This is a genomic window from Roseobacter sp. OBYS 0001 (assembly GCF_019654895.1).
GTDB lineage: Bacteria > Pseudomonadota > Alphaproteobacteria > Rhodobacterales > Rhodobacteraceae > Roseobacter > Roseobacter litoralis.
Genome location: NZ_BPES01000011.1, coordinates 70,282 through 92,804 on the forward strand (window position 1 = coordinate 70,282; position 22,523 = coordinate 92,804).

Sequence of the window (22,523 nt, forward strand, 5' to 3'; positions counted from 1 at the left end):
AAAAACGCGCTGCAATCTAAAGGCAAAACAGTTGCCGTTGCACAGACCCGGTTTCAACAGGAACGGGCATTTTAGCGACGGGCCTTTCGGATCATCACAGCCTTGGCGAACACACCTGTATCAACTCAATCGATTACACCCGCAAAACCAACGTCGATATCCCCGCGTGTCGCGCAATACGGGCGGCGTTCGGCCCCATAAAGCGATCGGCGAGGTCCGGCTTGTGCGCACCAACGATAACGAGGTCAGCGTGGCTCAACGCGATGGCTTCAAGAACCTTTTCATAAACCACGCCGATCTCAACGATATGCTGGACACCTTCCGCCTGTGGCAGCGTATCGCTGACGAGTTTATGGAGCGCCTCATTTGCCGCTTCGGCGGCGTCATGCATCGTGCCCTCTTTGAAAAACGAGCCGACCCATGATGACCCATAATCCGGCAGGACCGTCACAACGCTGAGCGTGGCACCATAGAAACCCGCCAGATTGTAAGCTTCACGCAGCAATTTGGCAGCTTCATCCTCATGGGTCAGATCAACAGAACACAGGATGTGATTTGTCATGCGACGGCCTCCTTCGCTTCCTGTTTGCGTTTGCGGCCCATTTGCAGCAGGTAAACGCCGCCCACCAAAAGGAAAGCGGGGAGGTAAAAGACCTCTTTGGGTATCCTGTCCGCTTCGACTTCCAACTCGACAATTTCCCAGTCAAAATCGATGCCCAATTGCTCGGCTGGTCCGCCAAAGTTGAGGTTGTCGACAAATATCCTGTCGTCTTCCTCACGGAATTCTATGCCTGCGCCATCAAACAGGCGGGTAACCCCGTCGGCACCTGCATCCCCCACCGGCAAAAGATAGCGCGCGTCGATCATGTCACCGTTGAGGTTTTCACCAACCAATCGCACCCTGAGCGACGCCCCCGATTCAGCCGATTGCGCCATTTCAAAGAGTTGCGTGCCCGGCATCGTTTCGAATTCCGGTGCAATCCGGTTCAGGAAATACCCCGGCTGGAACAGCATAAAGGCCGCAAACAGCAGCACGGCACTTTCATAAAGCCTCGATTTCACCATGAAGTAATTCATCGTCCCGGCGGCAAACAACAGCATGGCGATCAGGGCCACGATAAACACGAAGATGGCCTGCACCGGCCCCACATCAATCAACAGAAGATCCGTGTTGAAGATGAACAGGAAAGGCAAAAGCGCGGTCCTTATCGAATAAAAGAACGCCTGGAACCCGGTCTTCAGCGGATCGCCCTTGGAAATCGCGGCGGCGGCAAAACTCGCCAGTCCCACAGGGGGCGTCACATCCGCCATTATACCAAAGTAAAACACGAACATATGCACCGCGACCAGAGGGACAATCAGACCCGATTGAGCACCCAGTTCGACAACAACTCCGGCCATCAATGAGGATACGACGATGTAATTTGCCGTTGTCGGCAGACCCATCCCCAAAATGATCGAAATCACCGCGACGAAGAACAGCATCGCCAGAAGGTTCCCGCCCGACAGAAATTCAACGAATTCGGCCATGACCTGACCGATACCCGTCAGGGTCACCGCACCAACGATGATACCGGCGACGCCCATCGCGGCGGCCAGTCCGATCATGTTGCGCGCCCCGGCAATCATGCCTTCCGCGATGTCAGAAAGACCTTCGCGCACGTGACGCAGGGCCTCCCCCTCGCCTCTGAAAAAGGCCTTTAGCGGGTTCTGCGTCAGCAGGATGAAAAGCATGAAGATCGTGGACCAGAAAGCCGACAGCCCCGGCGACTTTCTTTCAATCATCAGCAGATACATCAACAAAAGGATCGGCATCAGGTAATGCACGCCAGTCTTGAAAATCTCGCGCGTGGGCGGCAGGTGCTGCATGGAGTCGATGCTCATATCCAGATCAGGACCCTGAGCCGCGTAGCGCACAGCCGCGATATAAGCGACCAGCATGATCGACAGAATGACCCAGAGAGATGCGCCGCCAAAGGTTGAACTGATCACGTCGACGAGAAAGCCGCACAAAAAGAGCGTACCGCCCGCAATAACGATAGAAATCGCAATGATGAAAATCGCGCCAAGGATAAACTTGACCGGGTGCATGCGGCTTGTACCCGTCATGCCCATTTTCAGCGCTTCAAGGTGAACGATGTAGACAAGCGCCACGTATGAAATGGCGGCAGGCACGATAGCGGTTTTCACAACCTCGACGTAGGATATGCCCACATATTCCGTCATCAAAAAGGCAACCGCGCCCATGACAGGTGGCGTCAGCACCCCGTTAATCGAAGAGGACACCTCGATCGCGCCAGCCTTTGTGGCCGGAAAACCGACCTTTTTCATCAGTGGGATCGTGAATGTGCCTGTCGTGACCACGTTGGCAATCGAAGACCCTGAGATCAGTCCGGTGGCAGCCGAGGCGATAACCGCCGCTTTGGCCGGGCCGCCGCGCAGATGGCCGAGTGCCGCGAAAGCCAGCTTGAGGAAATAGTTGCCCGCCCCCGCCTGATTGAGCAAAGCACCAAACAGCACGAACAGGAACACAAAGCCTGATGAAACACCAAGTGCGACGCCAAACACCCCTTCGGTCGTGAGCCACATGTGACTCATCGCCTTCTCGAAGGAGGCCCCTTTCCATTGCACCACTTCTGGCAAGCCTGACCAAGATCCAAAGAAAACATAGGCGAGGAAAAACAGCGCCACACCCATCAGCGGGAACCCGAGGGACCGTCGTGCGGCCTCCATCAGCAGAACGATCCCGATGCCCGCGATCACCACATCTGTCGTGTTGGGCGCGCCGGTGCGTTGGGCGACGCCGCGATAGTCCCACCAAAGGTACGAGGCTGCAATCGCCGCGACGATCGCTACGGCCCATGTGATCGCCGGAATACGGTTGCGCGGGCTGGATTTCAGCCCCGGAAAGGCGAGGAAGGCCAGCAAGACCGCAAAGCCAAGGTGGATGGCGCGCGTCTGCGTGTCGTTCCAGACGCCCATGCCGAGCATGAACGGTAAGGGGGATGCGATCCAAAGCTGATAGATTGCCCAGACCAGGGGCAGATACCAAAGAGCCGCTCTGCCAAATGCGTCGTCCGGGTTGCGCCCGCCGGTATCGGCATCGGCCACGATATCTTGAAGGGCCGTATCCGGGCCCTTTGACTGTGCATCTGTCATGCTGTCCCCCTTGTTGGGAATATCAATTTATTTTTGTTTTTATCGGTTTTTGCTCCCGCCGCTCAGAGCGCCGGGAGCTGTTTCAATTCTGAAAGGCTTACATCCAGCCACGCTCAGCATAGTATTTCGCAGCACCGGGGTGCAGCGGGGCGCTGAGGCCATCCTTGATCATCTCTTCTTCCGTCAGGCGACCAAAGGCAGGGTGCAGTTTCTTGAAATCTTCAAAGTTCTCGAAAACCGCTTTGACAAGCACGTACACCACTTCATCCGGTGTATTGGCATCTGCCACGAAGGTGGCTTTGGGACCCCAGGACGCAATTTCTGCGTCATTGCCCGGGTACAGGCCCGCCGGGATGGTCGCTGCCGCATAGGCAGGGTTGGCTGACAGTACCTTGTCCGTACCCGAGGTCGTCAGGTCGAGGATTTTGATCCCACAGGTCGACGTCGCCTCCATGGTGGAGCCGTTTGGAAGACCAGCGGCCCAGATAGCTGCATCAATCTTGCCATCACACAGCGCTGCTGCTTGCTCTGACGACTTCAATTCCGCCGCAAGAGAGAAATCACCCGGCGTAACACCGGCAGCTTCCATCAGGACGTCTGCAAGCACGCGCGTGCCCGATCCGGGGTTGCCGATATTGACCCGCTTGCCCTTCATATCCATGACGGAATTAATGTCTGCGTCTTCGCGGACCATCACATGCATCGGTTCAGGGTGTACTGAAAAAACTGCGCGCAGATCAGCGTATGGTTCATCCCCGTCAAAGGCACGAACACCTTCCATGGCTGCGGATTGAACGTCTGACTGAACAATGCCAAAGTCCAATTCACCTTCGCGAATTGTGCGTGTGTTATAGACAGACCCGCCAGTGGACTCCACAGAGCAGCGGATGTTGTGCTCTTTGCGGTCCTTGTTCACAAGACGGCAAATTGCACCGCCGGTTGGATAGTAAACGCCCGTGACACCACCTGTGCCAATCGTGATAAACGTCTGCTCGGCACTTGCGGCTCCAGCCATGCCAAGCGAAGCGGCCATTGCCGCCCCTGTCAGAAAGTGTTTTGCGAACATGTGTTGATCTCCCTTTATATGTTGCAATTCGGTATTTATGGCGTCCAGTTCTCTCCAAGACGCTCAATAGTTTGTTCTGCTGCGCGTATTTGCTCTTCAGCATCGGGTCCGGCCCGGGCGATGAGCATAGAAATTATCGTCTCCAGTAATACTAGCGTTGCCGCATAGGATGAAAAGAACTGAGGGCTCTGTGTCGCCACGATGAAGCTATGATTGGCAAATTGCAATGCGGGAGATGTCGGACTGTCAGAAATGACAACCGTTTTCGCCCCCCTGTCTTGCGCAGCTTTCAGCGCAGCGACGGTACGGCGTGCATATGGTGCTTTGACCAGTCCGACGACGACATCGCCCTCATTGATCCGCGACAGCGTGGCAGAAAGCTCAATCCCATTGCGCCCTGCCACCTTCCAGTTTTGTTTGAACCACTGGCCCATGTATCCCAGATAATCGATAACCCCCGCCGACCCCATGGAGCCGACCAACAAAACAGTCTTCGCCTCGTCAATTTGCCGGACGGCGCGTTCAAGCGCATCCCTGTTTACGCTTGCAACCAGCTTTTCGACATTTGCAATGCAGGCTGCGGATTGATGTTCAAGCAGCGCGCGGCCTTGCTCCTTGCCTGCCTGCGCGCGTAGTTTGGCCGCGCGTTCCGAGAATGGCGACATCTGACGCTCAACGACAAGACGGCCCTCTTCGCGCAACTGTTCGTAGTCACGATACCCCAGCGCACGCGCAAGCCGCGAAAACGTCGCCGGTGATACGCCACTGCTCTGTGCAACCGAGCGCAGAGAGCGCGTTGCAATTTCCGCAGGGTTTTCCGACACGAATTTTGCAGCAACCCTCAGCTTGTCGCTCAAATCTGCATATGACCCGCTGATCCTGTCCTGAACTGTCATGTTGGCAATAATGGCTCCATCCTAAACGTTAAATACACTGTTTCATATGTTTTGATATTGTCAATGGCTGAAACAAGTGTTTCAAATGGCGTGTAACCGAAAGAAATACCATGACACCTTCAGAAATACCTGCACATGCCTCCGTCGTCGTCATCGGGGGCGGCATCATGGGCTGCTCGACCCTCTACCATCTGGCCAAGATGGGCGTTACAGACGCGATCCTGCTGGAGCGCAACAAGCTCACCTCGGGCACCACATGGCATTCCGCGGCGCAGGTGCGCGCGCTCAGACACTCGCGCAACCTGACGCGCATGATCCAGTATTCTGTGGATCTATATGCGCAGTTGGAAAAGGAAACCGGCCAGAATGTGGGTTGGATCCAGAAAGGGTCCCTGTCCATCGCGACAACACCAGACCGGGCAATTCACGTCAGACGGCAAGAAGCCCTTGCGCATGCTTTTGGCATCAAGGCCGATTGGGTCAGTGCGGGCGAAGCACAAGAGCGTTGGCCCCTGATGAACGCAAGCGATGTGCTGGGGGCTGTCTGGTCGCCTGAGGATGGCCGCGTTTCACCCTCAGACGTCTGTGCCGCGCTGGTCAAATCAGCCAAAAGCCACGGCGCAGGCATTTTCGAGAACACAGGCGTCACCGGCATTCTGACTAAAAACGGGCGCATCACGGGTGTCGAAACAACAAAGGGAACCGTCAGTTGCGATGCCGTGGCACTATGTGCGGGGCTGTGGTCGCGCAAGATTGGTGGCATGGCAGGTGCCGAGGTACCCGCGCTGGCCTGCGAACATTTTTACCTGCTGACAAAACCGCTTGAGGGGATCGAGGGCAATGTGCCGACCCTCAGCGATCATGACAATCATCTTTACATTCGCGACGACAGCGGCGGTTTGTTGGTGGGGTGCTTTGAGCCGATGGGCAAGCCAATTGCCCCCGGAGTTCTGGATCAGAATTTCGAATTTGGCCTCTTGCCCGAAGACTGGGATCATTTCGAGCCCATGATGCTCAACGCCCTGCACCGCCTGCCCTGTCTGGAAACGGCAGAAGTTAAAATGCTGCTGAATGGCCCCGAGAGCTTTACGCCCGATGGTATGTTCATGCTTGGGGAAACGGCTGAGACACGCGGGCTGTTTTTGGGCTGCGGCATGAATTCGGTCGGCATGGCATCCGGGGGCGGGGCGGGCATGAATCTGGCCCATTGCATCGTCCATGGGCATACTGCTTATGACCTTGGCGAAGCGGACGCCAAGCGTTTCGCGCCTGTGTTCAACTCGGTTGATCATCTGATGGCCCGCGCGCCTGAAATCCTTGGCACACATTATGAAATCGCCTACCCCGGACGTCAGCTTAAGACCGCGCGCGATCTGCGCGTGCTGCCGCTGCATGCGGAATACGCCAAGGCCAATGCGCATTTCGGTCAGGTCTACGGGTGGGAAAGGCCGCTCTATTTTGGCAAATCAGCGGACCCAAAGATGACCTTTGGACGGCCCGACTGGTTTGAGAATGTGCGCAGGGAAGTCCACGCAGCACATGAGGCCGCCGCAGTTTTTGACGCATCCCCCTTTGGCAAAATCGAAGTGACAGGCCCCGATGCCTGCGCCTTTCTGCAGCATCTGGCCATGCGCAACATGGATCGCCCCGCCGGAACAGCGATTTACACCCCCCTGCTGAATGAGCGCGGCACCTATGAAAGCGACATCACGGCACACCGCATCGCAGACGATCATTACAGGCTTTTCGTCGGCACCAATGCGATCAAGCGCGATCTGGCTTGGGCACTGCGGCAGAGCGACGGTTTTGACGTCACGCTGAAAGACAGCACCGAAGACTACGCCGTTCTCTGCCTGATGGGGCCGGAGGCCGCACGCATCGTTGCCGCGACGGGTGCACCGGAACTATGCGACCTTGGGTATTTCAAAGTCGGGCCTGCATTCATTGCAGGCAAACATGTCCGCGCCGTGCGTATGTCCTATGTGGGCGAAGCGGGCTGGGAAATCACCTGCAAAGCCGAAAACGCGCAGGCGATTTACGCAGCATTCCAATCTGCGGGTGCTGTCCCTGCAGGTCTTTTTGCGCAATCCTCCATGCGCATTGAAAAAGGGTTCGCGGCCATGGGACATGAACTTGACGGTGATCTCAGCCCGGTCGAGGTTGGCATGCACGGCATGGCGAAAAAGACCGGTGGGTTTATCGGTGCACAGGCTTTGGCAGAGCGCGCGCAGACGTCAAAACGCTCTCTGGTCACGATTGTCTTTGACGATGAAACCGCCGTGCCTCTGGGTCATGAACCGGTTTACGCAGGCCCGGACATCATCGGCCAGATAACCTCTGCCAGTTTTGGGTATCGGATTGGCGCACCTGTCGCCTTGGCCCATGTAAACGCTGCCGTTGATGGCGGCGCGGTCGAGATCGATATCGCAGGGACCAAATACACCGGACGCATGCAGTTTGCGGCGGCGTTTGATCCCAGCGGTGTGCGGATGCGCCCATGATCAACCAAACCGCCCCGGCAGACCCAGATGGATTCTGCGCGCGCCATGCTCTAGAAAAAACCAACGCTCACTTTGCCATTCCGCTTTGCACAGGAGAAACCTGATGTCGCATGTGTTTCCGCGTCATTGTAAAAAAGCCATCCCCACCGCCGTCCGTGGCGCGGGGTGTTATCTCTATGATAGCACCGGCAAGGCGTATCTGGATGGATCAGGCGGTGCTGCTGTTTCCTGCCTTGGACATGGTGATGCGGATGTGATCGCCGCCATACAGAAACAGGTCGCTGACCTTGCCTTTGCGCATAACGGGTTTTTGACGTCTGAACCAGCCGAAGCGCTCGCCGATCTGTTGATTGAACATGCACCCGCTGACATAGAACGTGTTTATTTCGTCTCTGGCGGTTCCGAGGCGACGGAGGCCGCGATCAAACTTGCGCGGCAGTATTTTGTCGAAAAGGGTCAGCCAGAAAAACGGCACCTGATTGCGCGGCGGCAAAGCTATCATGGCAATACGCTTGGCGCATTGGCGGCAGGCGGGAATGAATGGCGGCGGCAGCAATTTGCGCCTTTGCTGTTTGACGTTCATCATATCGCACCCTGTTACGAATATGTGCTGCGTGAAGAGGGTGAAAGTGCCGCTGCTTATGGTCTTCGTGCCGCACAGGAGCTGGAAGACGAGATTTTGCGCCTTGGGCCTGAAACCGTCATGGCCTTCATGGCCGAACCTGTGGTGGGTGCGACACTCGGTGCTGTTCCCGCTGTTGAAGGGTATTTCAAGCGCATCCGTGAGATTTGTGACACCTACGACGTGCTTCTGATCCTTGATGAAGTGATGTGCGGCATGGGTCGGACGGGCCATCTGTTTGCCTGCGATGCAGATGGGATCGCGCCTGATATCCTGTGCATCGCCAAGGGGCTTGGCGCGGGCTATCAACCCATTGGGGCGATGCTGTGCACGGGCGAAATCTACGAAACAATAAAGAACGGAACAGGCTTTTTTCAGCATGGTCACACCTATCTCGGCCATCCGGTTGCCGCCGCTGCCGGGCTGGCGGTGGTGAGCAAGATTGTTGGCGACGGACTATGCGATCGGGCCCGGCGGCAAGGCGAGGTGCTGTCAAAAGCGCTGCATGACCAATTCGGTCAACATCCACATGTGGGCGATATCCGCGGCAGAGGGCTGTTTCAGGGCATCGAAATCGTTGAGGACAGGGAAACTAAAACACCCTTTGACCCTGCAAAGGGATATGCCGCGAAAATCAAAACAGCAGCCTTCGACGCAGGGCTGATCTGTTATCCAATGGCGGGCACGCGCGACGGACGGGCGGGCGATCACGTGCTGCTGGCGCCGCCTTTCATCATTGAAGACAGCCAGATCGATGAATTGGTCGGCAAGCTGGCGACAGCCCTTGAACAGGTTATCGGTGCTGACCCTGCTGCGGTTTAACCGGGTCTGACGCTCGCTTAGTTACGGCCAAATGCGGACAAGCGGTTTATTTCATCAAGCCGTTCGAGGTTAACGACCGTGGAGAGCATCAAGCGATCCTGGCTCCAATCTGGCGGGGTTTGGATCGCCAGCGACAGCAGCGCTACTGCCGCAACGAAAGGCAAAACCAATGCCAGAACGGCGAGCCGCGATTGCTTGGCATCCCGCAAGTTCGTGAGCGACAGAATGCGCGCTTCCAGAAAGCTCTTGCCGCCCTGCCGTAATGTGGGTCTGTCAGCGCTCACCAGCGTCACCTTTGGCACGGCGATGACAAAGTCACGGTCGCGGCTGAGGGTTTTTTGACACACGGACAAAAGCGTATCGCAATACTCGCGCATATCGATGCGACCGCGCGACAAAACCTCGCTGTCGCAATTCAGCTCACGCAGGTTTTCGACCTGCCGCTTCCATGCGTGATAAACCGGGTTGAGGAAAAAGACCGGCTTGAGCGCCTCGATCAGGATTTCCCATTCAAGATCACCCTGCCGGATATGCTGAAACTCATGCGCCAAAGACACCTTAAGCTCATGTGCCTCCGCCAGCATGTGAGATGGGATCACCACGTAATAGTTGTAAAAACCACGCGTGGAGAACGGGACAAGCGATTGGTCTGACAATCGCAAATGCACCCTGCCAAAACGACGCCAAGCATAGCTGCCCCGCACAATCCGTCGCAAGCACATCACGGACACCACCAAACGCATCACCCCTATGACAAAGCCCATACCCAGCACAGCCATGGTCAGCCAGGCAAACCACCCCACGCCGGACACGATGTTCAGCGTGACCGTGTTGCGCAGCGTCACCAGCGCCTCAAACTCTGTTGCGCGCATCTGCAGACCGCCGTTCAGGTAGTAGGAAACCACCATATCAGACAGGTTCAGCGTCACACCCTGAGCAAGCCCGGTCTGTTGCAGCAGCCCGAAACCCATCGCGATCAGAGGCGCCAGCAAGATCGTCAGGAAAATACTGTTGAGCAACCGCAATTGCGTCCCATAGGCGCGCTCCAGACCAAAAAGGCTGAGCCGCCCGCGCACCAACACCCAGAAAACATACGCACAGACAAAAAGGATATTGGCATTCACATAGGCGTCTAGCAGCTTATCCGCCGGTATCATTTTTCAACCTCCGGTCTACAAGTGCGCGGATTTCGCCAAGGGCTTCTTCGGTCAATTCGTCGTCATTGACCAATCGCGCCACAAGGGATTCCGGGGTGTCGTCAAAGAGTTTGCGCGACAGATCCTTAAGCGAGCGGGATTGATAGACGTCTTTCTCCAACTCAGGCTTATAGACAAGCTGTTTGCCCACCTTGCGGCTGGTCACGAACTCTTTCTGCTCAAGGATCCGCAGAATGGTCGCGCCGGACGTATAGGCAAGGTCACGTTCTTTGGGCAATTGACTTAACACATCGCGCACGGTCCCCTCCCCCAAGGCCCACAGCTCGTTCATGAATTCCAACTCCACCTCAGTCAGAAGCTCACTTTTTTTGCGTTCTCTCATGAAAAAGCCATCCCTTGGCGCGGCTCATGCCAGAACGCCTGTAAGTAAATACTATGATTTTCGTATTCCAAAGAGATTTCTCATACCTTTCGAAAACAAAATATGGCCCAGACGATGGAAATGCCCACCGGCCACCAGACGGGCTGGCCCACCAGACCGAGCCACGCAAGAAAGATGTAAGACGTCCCCAAAAGGGAAATAAACAGCCTGTCGCCCCGCGTGGTGGTCAGCCCGAGGATACCGCGCCGTTCGTCCCCGCCCGGCCTGCGTATTTCAAGAATGGTGAGGATCGCCATGGCACTGAATATACCGCAAAACAGCAAGAACGTTGCGGGCGTCCAGGCCATCCAGAACTCCGGCCAGAGCGGCTCGGTCCACGAAAACCCCGTCTCTTCCTCCTGTTGGGCGACGTTTCCCCAGCCTTGGGCGAGGACTCGGCTTGCCAGAAGAAATGTCAATAAGACTGTCAGCCGTTTCATCACACCCTCCCCAGGGCAAAGCCCTTCGCGATATAGTTGCGTACAAAGTAGATCACGATAGCGCCCGGAATGATGGTCAAGGTGCCTGCCGCTGCCAGCAGCCCCAACTCGTATCCCGCAGAGGATGCCGTTTTGGTCATAGTGGCGGCGATTGGCTTGGCTGCAACCGCCGTCAGGGTTTTGGCGAGCAAAAGCTCAACCCACGAGAACATGAAACAAAAGAAGGCGGCAACGCCGACACCGGCCTTGATTGTCGGCAGGAAAATCGTGACGAAAAAGCGCGGGAAGGAATAGCCATCCACATAGGCCGTCTCATCCAGTTCCTTGGGCACACCGCCCATGAACCCCTCAAGGATCCAGACCGCAAGCGGGATGTTGAACAGGCAATGCGCCAAAGCCACCGCGAGATGCGTGTCGAACAAGCCAACGGATGAGTAAAGCTGAAAGAACGGCAGCGCGAACACCGCCGCAGGGGCCATCCGGTTCGTCAGCAGCCAAAAGAACAGCTGCTTGTCCCCCAGAAAGCGGTAGCGCGAGAACGCGTAGGCCGCGGGCAGGGCCACACAGATCGAAATCACGGTGTTCATCGACACGTAGATGATCGAATTGAAATATCCCCAGTACCATGTCGGGTCCGTGAAAATGACCCGGTAGTTGTCCAGTGTGAATGTCTCGGGAAAGAGGCTGAAGCCCGAGAGGATGTCATTGGTGGTCTTGAAGCTCATCGTGACGAGCCAGTAGATCGGCAGCATTAGAAAGATGATATAGAAAATGGGGATGAGGGAGCGTTTTCTCATTTGTCGTCATCCTTGGTCATCAATGTGTAAAACAGCCACGACACCAGCAATGTGATCGCAAAGTAGATCAGCGACATGGCCGCCGCAGGCCCCAGATCGAATTGGCCCAGCGCGATTTTCACCAGATCAATCGACAACAGCGTCGTCGAATTGCCCGGCCCCCCACCGGTCAGCACAAAGGGTTCGGTGTAGATGTTGAAGCTATCCATGAACCGCAGCAGGATCGCGATGGTCAGAACGGTTTTCATCTTGGGCAGCTGGATGTAGCGAAACACCTTCCAAGGGGACGCGCCGTCGATCTTGGCCGCCTGATAATAGGCATCCGGGATCGACACGAGGCCCGCATAACACAGCAGCACCACCAATGAAGTCCAGTGCCACACATCCATCACTATGATCGTGATCCATGCGGCCAGCGGGTCCTGCGTCATGTCATAGCGCACGCCCAGCACGTCATTAATAAAGTACCCCATCATCCCGATCTTTGGCAGGGTAAAGATGTTCCACATCGCACCCACCACGTTCCACGGGATCAGCATCGGCAAGGCCATCAGCACAAGACACACCGGCACCCAGATGCCACGTTTCGGCATGGAGAGGGCAATGATAATGCCCAGTGGTATCTCGATTGCGAGGATCAGGCCGGTAAAGAGAAACTGGCGGCCGAGGGCTGCGTGAAACCGCTCAGAACGCAGGATTTGTTCGAACCAGTCCAACCCCTGCCAGAAAAACAGGTTGTTGCCAAACGTCTCCTGCACGGAATAATTCACGACCGTCATGATCGGGACAAGTGCGTTGAACGCCACAAGGAACAGCACCGGCAGCACAAAGAACCATGCTTTTTGGTTTTCGGTTTTCATGATGCGGCCTCCGTCGCGATCCAGTCGTTTCGGTAAAGGCGTGTCTGATCCTGCCGGAACGCCAGATGCACGGGCGCGCCCTGCTCGGGCACATCGCCCTCGACGACCGCTTTGACGGGTGTGTCGCCCACCATCGCCTCAACGACAGAATGGCGGCCCACATCGGACACTTTGCGCACCCGCGCAGGCAAGCCCGCATCGGAGAGCGTGACGAATTCGGGGCGGATGCCGATGGCGGTCTTGCCGCCCTCGCCCGCGATTGATCCCTCGAGCGCGACAGGATGGCCTTCAAAGTGCACCGCACCGCCGTTTTCGACCACCGGCAGCACATTCATGCCTGGCGAGCCGATGAAATGGCCGACAAACGTATGCTGCGGCCGCTCAAACAGTTCAACCGGCGTGCCGATCTGCACCACCTCGCCGTCCTGCATGACGACCACCTGATCCGCAAAGGTCAGCGCTTCGGTCTGGTCGTGGGTGACGTAAATCATGGTGGCTCGCACCCTTTGGTGCAGCTCTTTCAGCTTGGAACGCAGCTTCCATTTCAAATGCGGGTCAATGACGGTGAGTGGCTCATCGAACATTACCACATTCACATCATCGCGCACCAATCCGCGCCCCATTGAGATCTTTTGCTTGTTGTCCGGCGACAGATGCGCGGCGCGTGTATCAAGCATGTCTTCCACATCAAGCATGCCCGCAATCTCGGCCACGCGCTCTGCGATCTTTGCTTCGGGCACACCACGGTTGCGCAACGGGAACGCAAGGTTATTGCGCACCGTCATTGTGTCGTAAATCACCGGGAACTGGAATACCTGCGCGATGTTGCGTTGATCGGGTGGCAGGTCGGTGACGTCCTTGCCGTCAAACAGGATGCGCCCCTCCGACGGAACCAGCAGCCCCGAAATGATGTTCAGCAAGGTGGATTTACCGCACCCTGATGGCCCCAAAAGCGCATAGGCGCCCCCGTCCTGCCAATCGAGGTCGATTGCTTTAAGCGCATAGTCCTCAGGTCCCGACGGATTTGGGAAATAGGAATGGCGCAGGTTTGAAAGCGTGATCTTAGCCATCAGGCAACGAGGCTCCCGTCCGGGGCAAAGTAAAAGGCTTTGCTGATGTCCATGAAAAAGCGATGCTCCTCGCCGATTTGATAGGGATGCACGCCATGTGCCAATGACACCCAACCCTCATTCCCCATTTGGAAATGCGCGCTGGATTCCGACCCCGAAAGCTCGGTCACCTGCACCACGCCGTTCAGTTCCACCTCATTTTGCGAGGCTGAAAACGGGGTGACATGGTGGGGCCGCACAGCAACCGTATAGCTGCCATCCGCCAGATCAGCGACAGGACCTGACAGTGGCCATGTCACGCCAGTGTCCAGCGATGCCATGCCGCCCGTCTTGGTGATCTGTGCGGCATTGATCGGCGGGTCGGAAAACACCCGTGCCGCCGTCAGCGTCGCGGGTTTGCGATAAATCTCGGCGGTCGTGCCGAATTGAGTAACCAAACCGTCATCCATGAGGGCCGTTTGCCCTCCCAACATCAAAGCCTCTTCGGGTTCTGACGTGGCATAAACCACAACCGTTCCGCGCCCGGCGAAAAGCTCTGGCAATTGCTCGCGCAGTTCTTCGCGCAGTTTGTAATCCAGATTGGCCAGCGGCTCATCCAGAAACACCGCGCGGCTTTCTTTGGCAATGGCGCGCGCAAGGGCGCAGCGCTGCTGTTGCCCGCCGCTCAATTCCTGCGGTCGGCGGTGCAGCATCGGGCGCAGTTGCAAAATGTCTGCCGCCTCCTCCACCCGTCCTGCGATCTCTGACTTGGCCATCCCGGCCACTTTCAGCGGCGAGGCGATATTATCGTAAACGGTCATATGGGGGTAGTTTACGAAAAACTGATGCACGAGGCCGATGTTGCGCTTTTGTGTCGAGAGTTTCGATACGTCCTGCCCATCCATCATAATTTTGCCGGACGCCAGCGGATCAAGGCCCGCCATCAATTTGATCAGGGATGTCTTGCCTGCTCCTGTCTGCCCCAAGAGCACGTTGAAGTGCCCCGTGTGCAAAACCAGTGATGTGGGTTTGATATGGGTGATCCCCCGGACCACCTTGGTGGCGTCTATCAGTTCGATGCTCATCTTGTACCTTGCGCCCTCGGTCCTTGAAACCGGAGCATCGCATCGGATGCTCCGGCTGTGTTCAGTGGCCCGACACGACTGCCGGGCCGCAGGTTGGCTTACTGGTTCCAGCGCGCAACGAGATCATCATAGTTGACGGTCTCGCCTTGCGGCTTTTCGTTGTCCAGCTTGGGCTTGGCACCGCCATTGGCAAACCAGAACTCGGCATCGCGTTCTTCGTTGAGGCGCGGACCACAGCCACCATAGACGTTGGCTGCTTCATCGGCCTGCTGCATGCGTGCCATGGTGATGTCCATCTCTTCGGCGAGACGGTTCATCGCTTCCTGCGGCGTAAACGCACCGGAGTTCACGTCACCGATCTGCTGCCACCAGATTTGAGCCAGCTTGGGATAGTCAGGCACGTTGATGCCGGTTGGTGACCATGCCACACGGTCGGGCGAGCGGTAGAATTCCACCAGACCGCCCAGTTTGGGCGCGCGTTCGGTGAAGCTTTCGTGATTCACCGTGCTGTCGCGGATAAAGGTCAGACCCACGTGGGATTTCTTGACGTCAACGGTCTTGGAGGTGACAAACTGAGCATAAAGCCATGCCGCTTGCGCACGATCAGTGGGTGTTGATTTCAGGAATGTCCACGATCCCACATCCTGATAGCCGACCTTTTGCCCTTCGGTCCAATAGGGACCATGCGGGCTGGGTGCCATCCGCCACAGTGGGTTGCCGTCTGCATCGACGGTATTGTTGCCTTCAGACTGCGGTTTCACCATGTCTGCGGTAAAGGCCGTGTACCAGAAGATCTGCTGTGCGACATTACCCTGCGCAAGCGCTGGCAAAGACTGGTAGAAGTCATAGCTCGCCGCACCCGGAGGGGCATAGTTGCGCAGCCATTCGTCCCATTTGCGGATCGCATAGACAGCCGCCGGGCCATTCGCCGCGCCCCCACGGGTTACAGATGCGCCAACCGGGTTGCAGGAACCCGCCTCCATCCGGATGCCCCATTCATCAATCGGGACGCCATTGGGTTCACCAACCGAACCGGCACCGGCCATGGAAAGCCATGCGTCAGTCATCCGCCAGCCCAGATCAGGTGCACGTTTGCCATAGTCCATGTGGCCGTAGATCGTCACGCCGTCGATTTCCTTGACGTCGTTGGAAAAGAACTCCGCGATGTCTTCATAGGCGGACCAATTGACCGGCACGCCTAGTTCATAGCCGTATTTTTCCTTGAACGCCGCCTTGAGGTCTTCGCGGTCAAACCAGTCCTTGCGGAACCAGTAAAGGTTCGCGAACTGCTGATCCGGCAGCTGGTAGAGGTTCCCATCGGGACCCGTCGTGAACTGAATCCCCATGAAGTCATCAAGGTCCAGCGTCGGCGACGTGGTGTCGGCCCATTCGCCGGCCATCTGTTCGGTCAGATTGTAGGCCAGTTGCAAACGTGAGTGCGTCCCGATCAGATCGGAATCGTTGACATACCCGTCATAGAGGTTGCGGCGGGTCTGCATCTGGGTTTGCACCGCCTGCACGACTTCGCCCTCACCGAGGATCTGATGGTTTACCTTGATCCCGGTGATCTCTTCGAAGGCTTTCGTCAGCACCTCGGATTCGTATCCATGGGTCGGGATACCCTCGGACAAGACGTTGATTTCCATTCCGTCAAAGGGTTCCGCCGCCTGAATGAACCACTCCATTTCAGCGAGCTGTTCTTCTTTACTCAGGGTCGATGGCTGGAATTCCTGATCAATCCATTTCTGAGCTGCAGCCGTATCGGCAAAAGCAGTCCCAGACCCCGCGATGACGGCCATAGCCGCGGTCGCGGAGAGCAGATACTTGCGCATCTTTTCTCCTCCCAAATTTTTTAAAGTCGCCAGCCTGTGCCAGCGGGATCACGCTACTGTTATCTGCACAATTCTGTCAAACTAAATATTTAGTAGATATTCATACCACTGTTTTTATTTGACTATTTATGACTGGCAATACTCCGCTCAACTCGACAGACCTTTGATGCGAGTCTTTCCGGCGCGCACTGTTACTGTGGTAGCACCCTATCAGCGCCTCAAAAGAAAAGCGTGCATGCACGCATGATCCGGGCCGTTCACCGTCGCGAAATAGCACCTGCATTGGTTTCTTGCTGCATGCGGGCATTAACAAAAGATTAACCTTATTCGCTCTGTACTATGGTTAATGGACGCCTCAAAACGATGTGTTCACATGCTCAAATCTGAGCCCTTGACCCGCAAAAAGGAGACGTTCAGCAAAAAAGAAAAACCAACAGGTTTGCGCGCGAAATGCGGCTTTTACAGAACATTCATTATCCCAGCACTTCACGTCGATTTGGACACGCACCAACCCGCCTCTTTTAATTAAAGTATGACTAAAAGCCGCGAAACACTGCCGAAAACGATAGCGGCCAATTGAAACATTGCAGTAATCGTCCGTTTTCTTTTACAAATTTCGGGACGATACGAAGTATTTAAATTTTAATATCAATTAGAATGGACCGTAAGATGAGTGACCAATCGGTGGCCCTTTCATGAGTGGAAATATCAAAACAACCAGTGGCTCGGGCCAAAGCGTTCTGGCCTTTGAAGACAGTCTGGGCACGTATGGCCAGACCTCCCGGCTGGCGCAGTCTCTTTCGGATGCGAACACCACAGCCGCGGACAACCTTTCCGGTGGTGCCAAACCCGTCGTTTCTTTCACACCCGGTCTTTTTGGCGCTGATGAAACGCAAGACAATATCCCTTTTGTCGAGATCAACCACCTGACCGGGTGCTGTTGTATCGGCTGCGGCGGCATGCCCCCCGAAGACCTCGTTCTCACCAGAGCCATCGCCGCGAATGATCCGGACAACGAGCTTGGGGCAGTCAACTTGTCCGCCCCGTCACAGCTCAGCGATCTGGCTGATTTTCTGACGACAGATTTCTGGACAGCCTTTGGCACCGTCCCACGACAATTCAACCTGACGGATTCGGGCCTCAATCCAAAAAGCGGTGTACTGCATTACAATGTCAGCGGTTTTTCAAACGTGAACCGCGCTGGCACGGACACAAATGGGCTGACAGCGCCGCGTGCTGATCTGGTCCGCGATGTCATGGATGTCTTTGGCGAGGTGCTCGGTATCTCATTCGTTGAGACGAGTTCCTCGAACGCCGATTTCACGGATATTTTCTTCAAGGACACCGACGCGGGTCGTGCCTATGCGAACTCAACAGGGTTTTCAGCAGGCGTGCAATATTCATGGATCAACATTGGACAAGACTGGTCCGGGGGTACATCGACCTACAACGACTACACGCTGCAGACGATTTTCCACGAAGTCGGCCATGCATTGGGCTTGGGTCATCAGGGTCTCTACAATGGCAGCGGTTCATTTCCGAGTGATGCCGATTTTGACAATGACAGCTGGCAGGCGACGATGATGTCGTATTTCAGCCAGAACGAAAACACCACGATCCCGGCCAGCTTTGCCTTTCTCCAGACACCCATGGCCGTGGATTGGATCGCCTTGCAGGACATGTACGGCGATCAGAGCTCTGGCGGCACGAATTTTGGCATCAGCAACGCGTTTCTGGGCGATACGGTCTATGGGTTCAACACCAATATCTCCGCCAGCACGTCGAACATCTGGGCTGAGTTTGCAACCTATGCAAACAGAACCGCCTCGACGATTGTGGATGCAGGCGGCATCGACACGCTTGATTTCAGTGGATATTCCGCAAACCAACTGATCAACCTGACCCCCACCAGCCAGTTCGCGACGGCACCGTCTATCTCCAACATCGGCGGTCTGACGGGCAATCTGACGCTCGCTGAAGGCACGATCATCGAGAACGCCATTGGCGGTTCGGGATCGGATACGTTTTTTGGCAATGATGCCTCGAATGTTTTCAGGGGCAATGGTGGCAACGACACCTTTAACGACAGCCTTGGGGATGACACCTATTACGGCGGCTCCGGCACCGACACGGTCGATTTTCTCGGTCTGTTTTCAAACTATTCCTTCAGCATCAGCGGCACGTTCCTTTCTGTGATCAATGTCGCGATGGACCTTGTAGAAAACACTGTTGAATTCCTCAGCTTTGATGATCAGACCTTCAGCTTTCAGAACATTCTGGATGGGCTGGGCGGCAATGCGGCACCCATTGCGAGCGACGACACCTTTGCAACCGATGAGGCCAGCGCGCTTGCAGCGGCCAGTATTCTGGCCAATGACACCGATGGCGATGGCGACCCGCTCAGCGTCGCCACCGTGAACAACGAAGCCGCGAATGTCGGCAGTCAGATTGCCCTCGCCTCCGGCGCATTGCTGACGGTCGATCCGAATGGGACGTTCGATTATGACCCCAACGGCGCGTTCGATGCCCTTAACGAGGGGCAATCAGCTACCGACAGTTTCACCTATACCGCAACCGATGACAGTGACCAATCGAACACGGCTACTGTGACGATCACGGTGAACGGCGTGGATGATAGCCCTGCGACGGCACCCGTCGGGCAAAGTGGCGTGGCCACCGTGTCACAAGCCGGCCCTGGTCAATGGCACACGGTCAGCTTTGCAACGGCAATTGCAGACGCTGTCGTCGTGATGGGCCCGGCAAGTGACTTTGACGATGCCCCGCTCAGCACACGGGTGCGCAATGTCACGGACACAGGTTTCGAGTTCCAGATCGACGAATGGGATTATCTGGACGGGGTCCACGCAAGCGAGAGTATCGGCTGGCTGGCCGTGTCCGAGGGATCCCATACGCTCAGCAGCGGCGAGACGATTGTTGCCGCGACCGCATCCGTTGGCACCGGCCTTGAAACGCTCAGCTTTGGTGAAACGCTGAGCAACGCCGTGGTTTTGGCTGAGGTTACATCACTCAATGAGGCCAGTGCCGTGACCACCCGCATCCGCAACGTCACCGATCAGGGCTTTCAGACGCAGATCACCGAAGAAGAAGCAGGCGGCGCGCATGTGGATGAAACCGTGTCGTGGATCGCGATTGAAACCGGTCAAAACGCGATTTTCGAGGCGTTCATCACCCCGGATGAGGTGAACGAGACAGCGTCGCGCTATGATTTTAACGCCAACTTTGTGACCGCGCCGGTGGTGCTGGCCGACATGCAATCCACTGATGGCGCAGACACATCAACCACGCGCCTCGCCGCTGTTGACGCCACGGGCGTCTCTCTCTTTGTCGAGGAAGAGCAATCTCAAGACACCGAAATTGGCCATACGGATGAAACCCTTGGTGTCGTGGCGCTCAAGGGTGGCCTGATCTTTGTCAATGACCAGCCAAACACCGCACCCGTGGCGCAGAACGATACCGCAACCGTGACCGAGGACGTGGCGCTGTCGCTGGATGTTCTGGCGAATGATGTGGATTTAGACGGCGATGTGTTGTCTTTGTCCGGCATCGAAGGTCAGCCAGTTACCATCGGTGAGACGGTCACGCTTGCTTCGGGCGCGCGCGTCAAATGGGATACCGACCAGACCCTCACCTATGATCAGAACGGTGCATTCGATGCATTGAGTACAGGGCAGACCGCGACAGATCAGTTTGTTTATTCCGTCACGGATGCGGATGGCGCTATATCCAGCGCCTCCGTGACGGTAACCATCAACGGGTTGGACGAACCGCTGCTGACGGATGCTATCGGACAAGGTGGGGTCGCTTCGGTAGGTCAAACGGGACCAGATCAATGGCATAGCGTGGCGTTTGACACGCAAATCGAAAACGCAGTCGTGGTGCTGGGTCCCGTCACAAGTAACGATGCGCAAGAATTGACCACGCGAGTGCGAAATGTCACCGACAACGGTTTCGAGTTCCAGATCGACGAATGGGATTATCTGGACGGGGTTCATGGCGTCGAGGATATCGGATGGCTGGCCATCGCCGAAGGCTCACACACCCTAAACAGCGGCCAGACCATCGTCGCGTCAACGGCGTCTGTTGGCGTTGGGTTCGCCGCTGTCGCCTTTGGGGAAACGCTGGACGATGCCATTGTCTTTGCGGAGACCACCACGGTGAACGACGCTGCAGCCCTTGCCACGCGCATCCGCAGCGTCACCGACCAAGGGTTCGAGGTTCAGATCGAAGAGGAAGAAGCCGGCGGCGCCCATGTCGCCGAGACCGTCTCCTGGATCGCCATTGAAACCGGCGGCAGCGGCGGGTTGGAAGCCGTGCGCACAGGCGATCAGCTTGATGAACGCGCCGACAGCTTTGTATTCACGCAACCCTTTACCGACACGCCCGTCTTTATTGCAGACATGCAAACCACAGACGGCGTTGACACGGCCACGCTGCGCCTGAGCGAGATCGACGCAAACGGCGTCTCGATGTTTGTGCAGGAAGAGCGGTCTGCGGACACTGAAGTGGACCACACAAACGAGGTTGCCGGGTATCTCGCCCTGCAAGACGGATTGATCTATCTGGATAGCTTCATGGCCTGATCCGGTGGCTTTTACCTGTGGGAGAGATTTTGTGCGCCAGCCTGCGCCGCGGGACATCTATGCGTGGCAGAGGCCATCGTCTTTGGCTCCGGGATCCGGCGGTGCGTAAACCCGCCGGATCCATGCTATCGCCGGACTACTTTTTCAGATTGACCCAAATCTGATCGTACACCGCCTGTGTCGCCTCATCGCAAACCTGAATAAAGGCACCCGCACCCGCATCTGCTGGCGGGTTTGATTCAGGCAAAGTCGCCAGTTCCGGGTCAAGGAATTCACCGGTGCCCGTCACGCCATTGCCATAGCGGGCATAATTCGACACTGCCGCGATGTTTTCGGGTTCCAGCAGGAAATCCATGAATTTGATGGCGTTGTCCCGGTTTGGCGCGTCGTTCAACAAAACCACATTGTCCATCCAGACAACGTACCCTTCGGCCGGGAAAGCATATGTGATCGACGCTTTTTCCGCACGGGCCTTGGCGCTGAAGCCGTCATAGATCATGCCAACATCCACATCACCGGACACAAGAACCTCTTTGGCGGTGTCAGAGTTGAAAGACGCCCAATGCGTTTTGGCCTCCTGCAGCATATCGTTCAAAGCGCTGAGTTGCGCACGATCCGTTGAACACTGCGGGATGCCCATATGCAGGGACGCCATGGCCAGAACTTCACCCTGACTATCCAGCATGTTGATTTTTCCCGACAGTTCGGCAGGCGGGTTAAACAGAATATCCGTCGTATTGATGTTCCCGCTGAACGCATCGGTATCAACCGCAAAAGCGGTAGAACCCCATTGATAGGGGATTGAATGCTTGCGTCCGGGGTCAAAGCTGGGGTCCGCCCATTCCGCTGCGATATTGCCCTTATTGGCCAACTCACCATCCGCAATTGTGTCCAGCAAACCTTCGCCCGCCATGATCTCAACCATATAGTCGCCCGGCACGGCGAGGTCATAGGTGCCCATACCACCGGCCTTGAGCGACGCCAGCATGGCTTCGTTTGAATCATATGTATCCATGGTGACGTTTACGCCGGTTTCAGCGGTGAACTTTTCCAGCAATTCCTGCGGCATATACTCAAACCAGTGATACAGAACCAACTCGCCCTCGGCAGCAACGCTGGTGGCGAATAATGCGGTGGCGAGGGCGGTGGAATTCAGTAGCTTCATGTTGTTCTCTCCGAGTTGTTGTTTGCTTTTTTATCGCTTTGCGTTGAAAC

16 protein-coding genes are annotated in these 22,523 nt (G+C 56.3%); 3 read left to right on the plus strand and 13 right to left on the minus strand.

All coding sequences use genetic code 11. The features are described 5' to 3' along the window. Positions 1–133: 133 nt before the first annotated feature. The 4 genes from K5Q35_RS17790 to K5Q35_RS17805 all read right to left on the minus strand — a co-directional run bounded on the left by K5Q35_RS17790 (position 134) and on the right by K5Q35_RS17805 (position 5,121). Entirely contained in the window at positions 134–562 is a 429-nt protein-coding gene (locus K5Q35_RS17790) for a universal stress protein (RefSeq protein ID WP_220800784.1), read from the minus strand. Then, a complete protein-coding gene (locus tag K5Q35_RS17795; protein WP_220800785.1) occupies positions 559–3,159 on the minus strand; it encodes a TRAP transporter permease in 2,601 nt (866 codons plus the stop codon). Before K5Q35_RS17795 ends, K5Q35_RS17790 begins: the two co-directional genes overlap by 4 nt. Before the next feature lie 97 nt (positions 3,160–3,256). After that, the gene (locus K5Q35_RS17800; RefSeq protein WP_013960331.1) at positions 3,257–4,225 is read right to left on the minus strand and encodes a TAXI family TRAP transporter solute-binding subunit; all 969 of its coding nucleotides are present in this window, start codon (positions 4,223–4,225) and stop codon (positions 3,257–3,259) included. 35 nt (positions 4,226–4,260) lie between these two features. After that, positions 4,261–5,121: a MurR/RpiR family transcriptional regulator gene (locus K5Q35_RS17805; RefSeq protein ID WP_013960330.1), complete on the minus strand. Its 861-nt coding sequence runs from the start codon at positions 5,119–5,121 to the stop codon at positions 4,261–4,263. Between the two features lie 110 nt (positions 5,122–5,231). Here K5Q35_RS17805 and K5Q35_RS17810 point away from each other — a divergent pair, with 110 nt between their 5' ends. After that, positions 5,232–7,622, plus strand: a complete 2,391-nt coding sequence (locus K5Q35_RS17810; protein ID WP_220800786.1) for an FAD-dependent oxidoreductase — start codon at positions 5,232–5,234, stop codon at positions 7,620–7,622. Between the two features lie 103 nt (positions 7,623–7,725). Beyond that, positions 7,726–9,066, plus strand: coding sequence for an aspartate aminotransferase family protein (locus tag K5Q35_RS17815; RefSeq protein WP_220800787.1), 1,341 nt, complete (start codon positions 7,726–7,728; stop codon positions 9,064–9,066). 17 nt (positions 9,067–9,083) lie between these two features. On the opposite strand, the gene K5Q35_RS17820 is transcribed toward K5Q35_RS17815, so the two are convergent. The 8 genes from K5Q35_RS17820 to K5Q35_RS17855 all read right to left on the minus strand — a co-directional run bounded on the left by K5Q35_RS17820 (position 9,084) and on the right by K5Q35_RS17855 (position 16,707). After that, positions 9,084–10,223, minus strand: coding sequence for a M56 family metallopeptidase (locus K5Q35_RS17820; protein ID WP_220800788.1), 1,140 nt, complete (start codon positions 10,221–10,223; stop codon positions 9,084–9,086). After that, complete coding sequence (locus K5Q35_RS17825) at positions 10,207–10,605, minus strand: BlaI/MecI/CopY family transcriptional regulator (RefSeq protein WP_013960326.1); 399 nt, start codon at positions 10,603–10,605, stop codon at positions 10,207–10,209. Before K5Q35_RS17825 ends, K5Q35_RS17820 begins: the two co-directional genes overlap by 17 nt. A gap of 80 nt (positions 10,606–10,685) precedes the next feature. Then, on the minus strand, positions 10,686–11,084 hold the full coding sequence (locus K5Q35_RS17830; RefSeq protein ID WP_259650575.1) for a DUF2160 domain-containing protein: 399 nt from the start codon (positions 11,082–11,084) through the stop codon (positions 10,686–10,688). Then, a complete protein-coding gene (locus K5Q35_RS17835; RefSeq protein WP_013960324.1) occupies positions 11,084–11,881 on the minus strand; it encodes a carbohydrate ABC transporter permease in 798 nt (265 codons plus the stop codon). Before K5Q35_RS17835 ends, K5Q35_RS17830 begins: the two co-directional genes overlap by 1 nt. Further along, a complete protein-coding gene (locus K5Q35_RS17840; RefSeq protein WP_013960323.1) occupies positions 11,878–12,741 on the minus strand; it encodes a carbohydrate ABC transporter permease in 864 nt (287 codons plus the stop codon). The genes K5Q35_RS17835 and K5Q35_RS17840 overlap by 4 nt, the downstream gene beginning before the upstream one ends. Beyond that, entirely contained in the window at positions 12,738–13,811 is a 1,074-nt protein-coding gene (locus K5Q35_RS17845) for an ABC transporter ATP-binding protein (protein ID WP_220800789.1), read from the minus strand. Before K5Q35_RS17845 ends, K5Q35_RS17840 begins: the two co-directional genes overlap by 4 nt. Continuing rightward, positions 13,811–14,875: an ABC transporter ATP-binding protein gene (locus K5Q35_RS17850; RefSeq protein ID WP_013960321.1), complete on the minus strand. Its 1,065-nt coding sequence runs from the start codon at positions 14,873–14,875 to the stop codon at positions 13,811–13,813. The genes K5Q35_RS17845 and K5Q35_RS17850 overlap by 1 nt, the downstream gene beginning before the upstream one ends. A gap of 98 nt (positions 14,876–14,973) precedes the next feature. Further along, a complete protein-coding gene (locus tag K5Q35_RS17855; protein ID WP_220800790.1) occupies positions 14,974–16,707 on the minus strand; it encodes an ABC transporter substrate-binding protein in 1,734 nt (577 codons plus the stop codon). Positions 16,708–17,402: 695 nt separating this feature from the next. Between K5Q35_RS17855 and K5Q35_RS17860 the strand changes: the two genes are divergently transcribed. Beyond that, positions 17,403–21,308, plus strand: coding sequence for an Ig-like domain-containing protein (locus K5Q35_RS17860; protein WP_220800791.1), 3,906 nt, complete (start codon positions 17,403–17,405; stop codon positions 21,306–21,308). A gap of 136 nt (positions 21,309–21,444) precedes the next feature. Here K5Q35_RS17860 and K5Q35_RS17865 read toward each other — a convergent pair whose 3' ends face one another. Next, entirely contained in the window at positions 21,445–22,473 is a 1,029-nt protein-coding gene (locus K5Q35_RS17865) for an extracellular solute-binding protein (RefSeq protein WP_220800792.1), read from the minus strand. Positions 22,474–22,523 lie beyond the last annotated feature (50 nt).

What these genes read in the sequence shown, in the direction of transcription:
- K5Q35_RS17810 (WP_220800786.1), top strand. Translation starts at nt 5,232, where the DNA reads ATGACACCTTCAGAAATACCTGCACATGCCTCCGTCGTCGTCATCGGG.
- K5Q35_RS17790 (WP_220800784.1), bottom strand. Translation starts at nt 562, where the DNA reads ATGACAAATCACATCCTGTGTTCTGTTGATCTGACCCATGAGGATGAA.
- K5Q35_RS17825 (WP_013960326.1), bottom strand. Translation starts at nt 10,605, where the DNA reads ATGAGAGAACGCAAAAAAAGTGAGCTTCTGACTGAGGTGGAGTTGGAA.
- K5Q35_RS17835 (WP_013960324.1), bottom strand. Translation starts at nt 11,881, where the DNA reads ATGAGAAAACGCTCCCTCATCCCCATTTTCTATATCATCTTTCTAATG.
- K5Q35_RS17855 (WP_220800790.1), bottom strand. Translation starts at nt 16,707, where the DNA reads ATGCGCAAGTATCTGCTCTCCGCGACCGCGGCTATGGCCGTCATCGCG.
- K5Q35_RS17865 (WP_220800792.1), bottom strand. Translation starts at nt 22,473, where the DNA reads ATGAAGCTACTGAATTCCACCGCCCTCGCCACCGCATTATTCGCCACC.
- K5Q35_RS17850 (WP_013960321.1), bottom strand. Translation starts at nt 14,875, where the DNA reads ATGAGCATCGAACTGATAGACGCCACCAAGGTGGTCCGGGGGATCACC.
- K5Q35_RS17820 (WP_220800788.1), bottom strand. Translation starts at nt 10,223, where the DNA reads ATGATACCGGCGGATAAGCTGCTAGACGCCTATGTGAATGCCAATATC.
- K5Q35_RS17815 (WP_220800787.1), top strand. Translation starts at nt 7,726, where the DNA reads ATGTCGCATGTGTTTCCGCGTCATTGTAAAAAAGCCATCCCCACCGCC.
- K5Q35_RS17805 (WP_013960330.1), bottom strand. Translation starts at nt 5,121, where the DNA reads ATGACAGTTCAGGACAGGATCAGCGGGTCATATGCAGATTTGAGCGAC.
- K5Q35_RS17795 (WP_220800785.1), bottom strand. Translation starts at nt 3,159, where the DNA reads ATGACAGATGCACAGTCAAAGGGCCCGGATACGGCCCTTCAAGATATC.
- K5Q35_RS17860 (WP_220800791.1), top strand. Translation starts at nt 17,403, where the DNA reads ATGAGTGGAAATATCAAAACAACCAGTGGCTCGGGCCAAAGCGTTCTG.
- K5Q35_RS17800 (WP_013960331.1), bottom strand. Translation starts at nt 4,225, where the DNA reads ATGTTCGCAAAACACTTTCTGACAGGGGCGGCAATGGCCGCTTCGCTT.
- K5Q35_RS17845 (WP_220800789.1), bottom strand. Translation starts at nt 13,811, where the DNA reads ATGGCTAAGATCACGCTTTCAAACCTGCGCCATTCCTATTTCCCAAAT.
- K5Q35_RS17840 (WP_013960323.1), bottom strand. Translation starts at nt 12,741, where the DNA reads ATGAAAACCGAAAACCAAAAAGCATGGTTCTTTGTGCTGCCGGTGCTG.
- K5Q35_RS17830 (WP_259650575.1), bottom strand. Translation starts at nt 11,084, where the DNA reads ATGAAACGGCTGACAGTCTTATTGACATTTCTTCTGGCAAGCCGAGTC.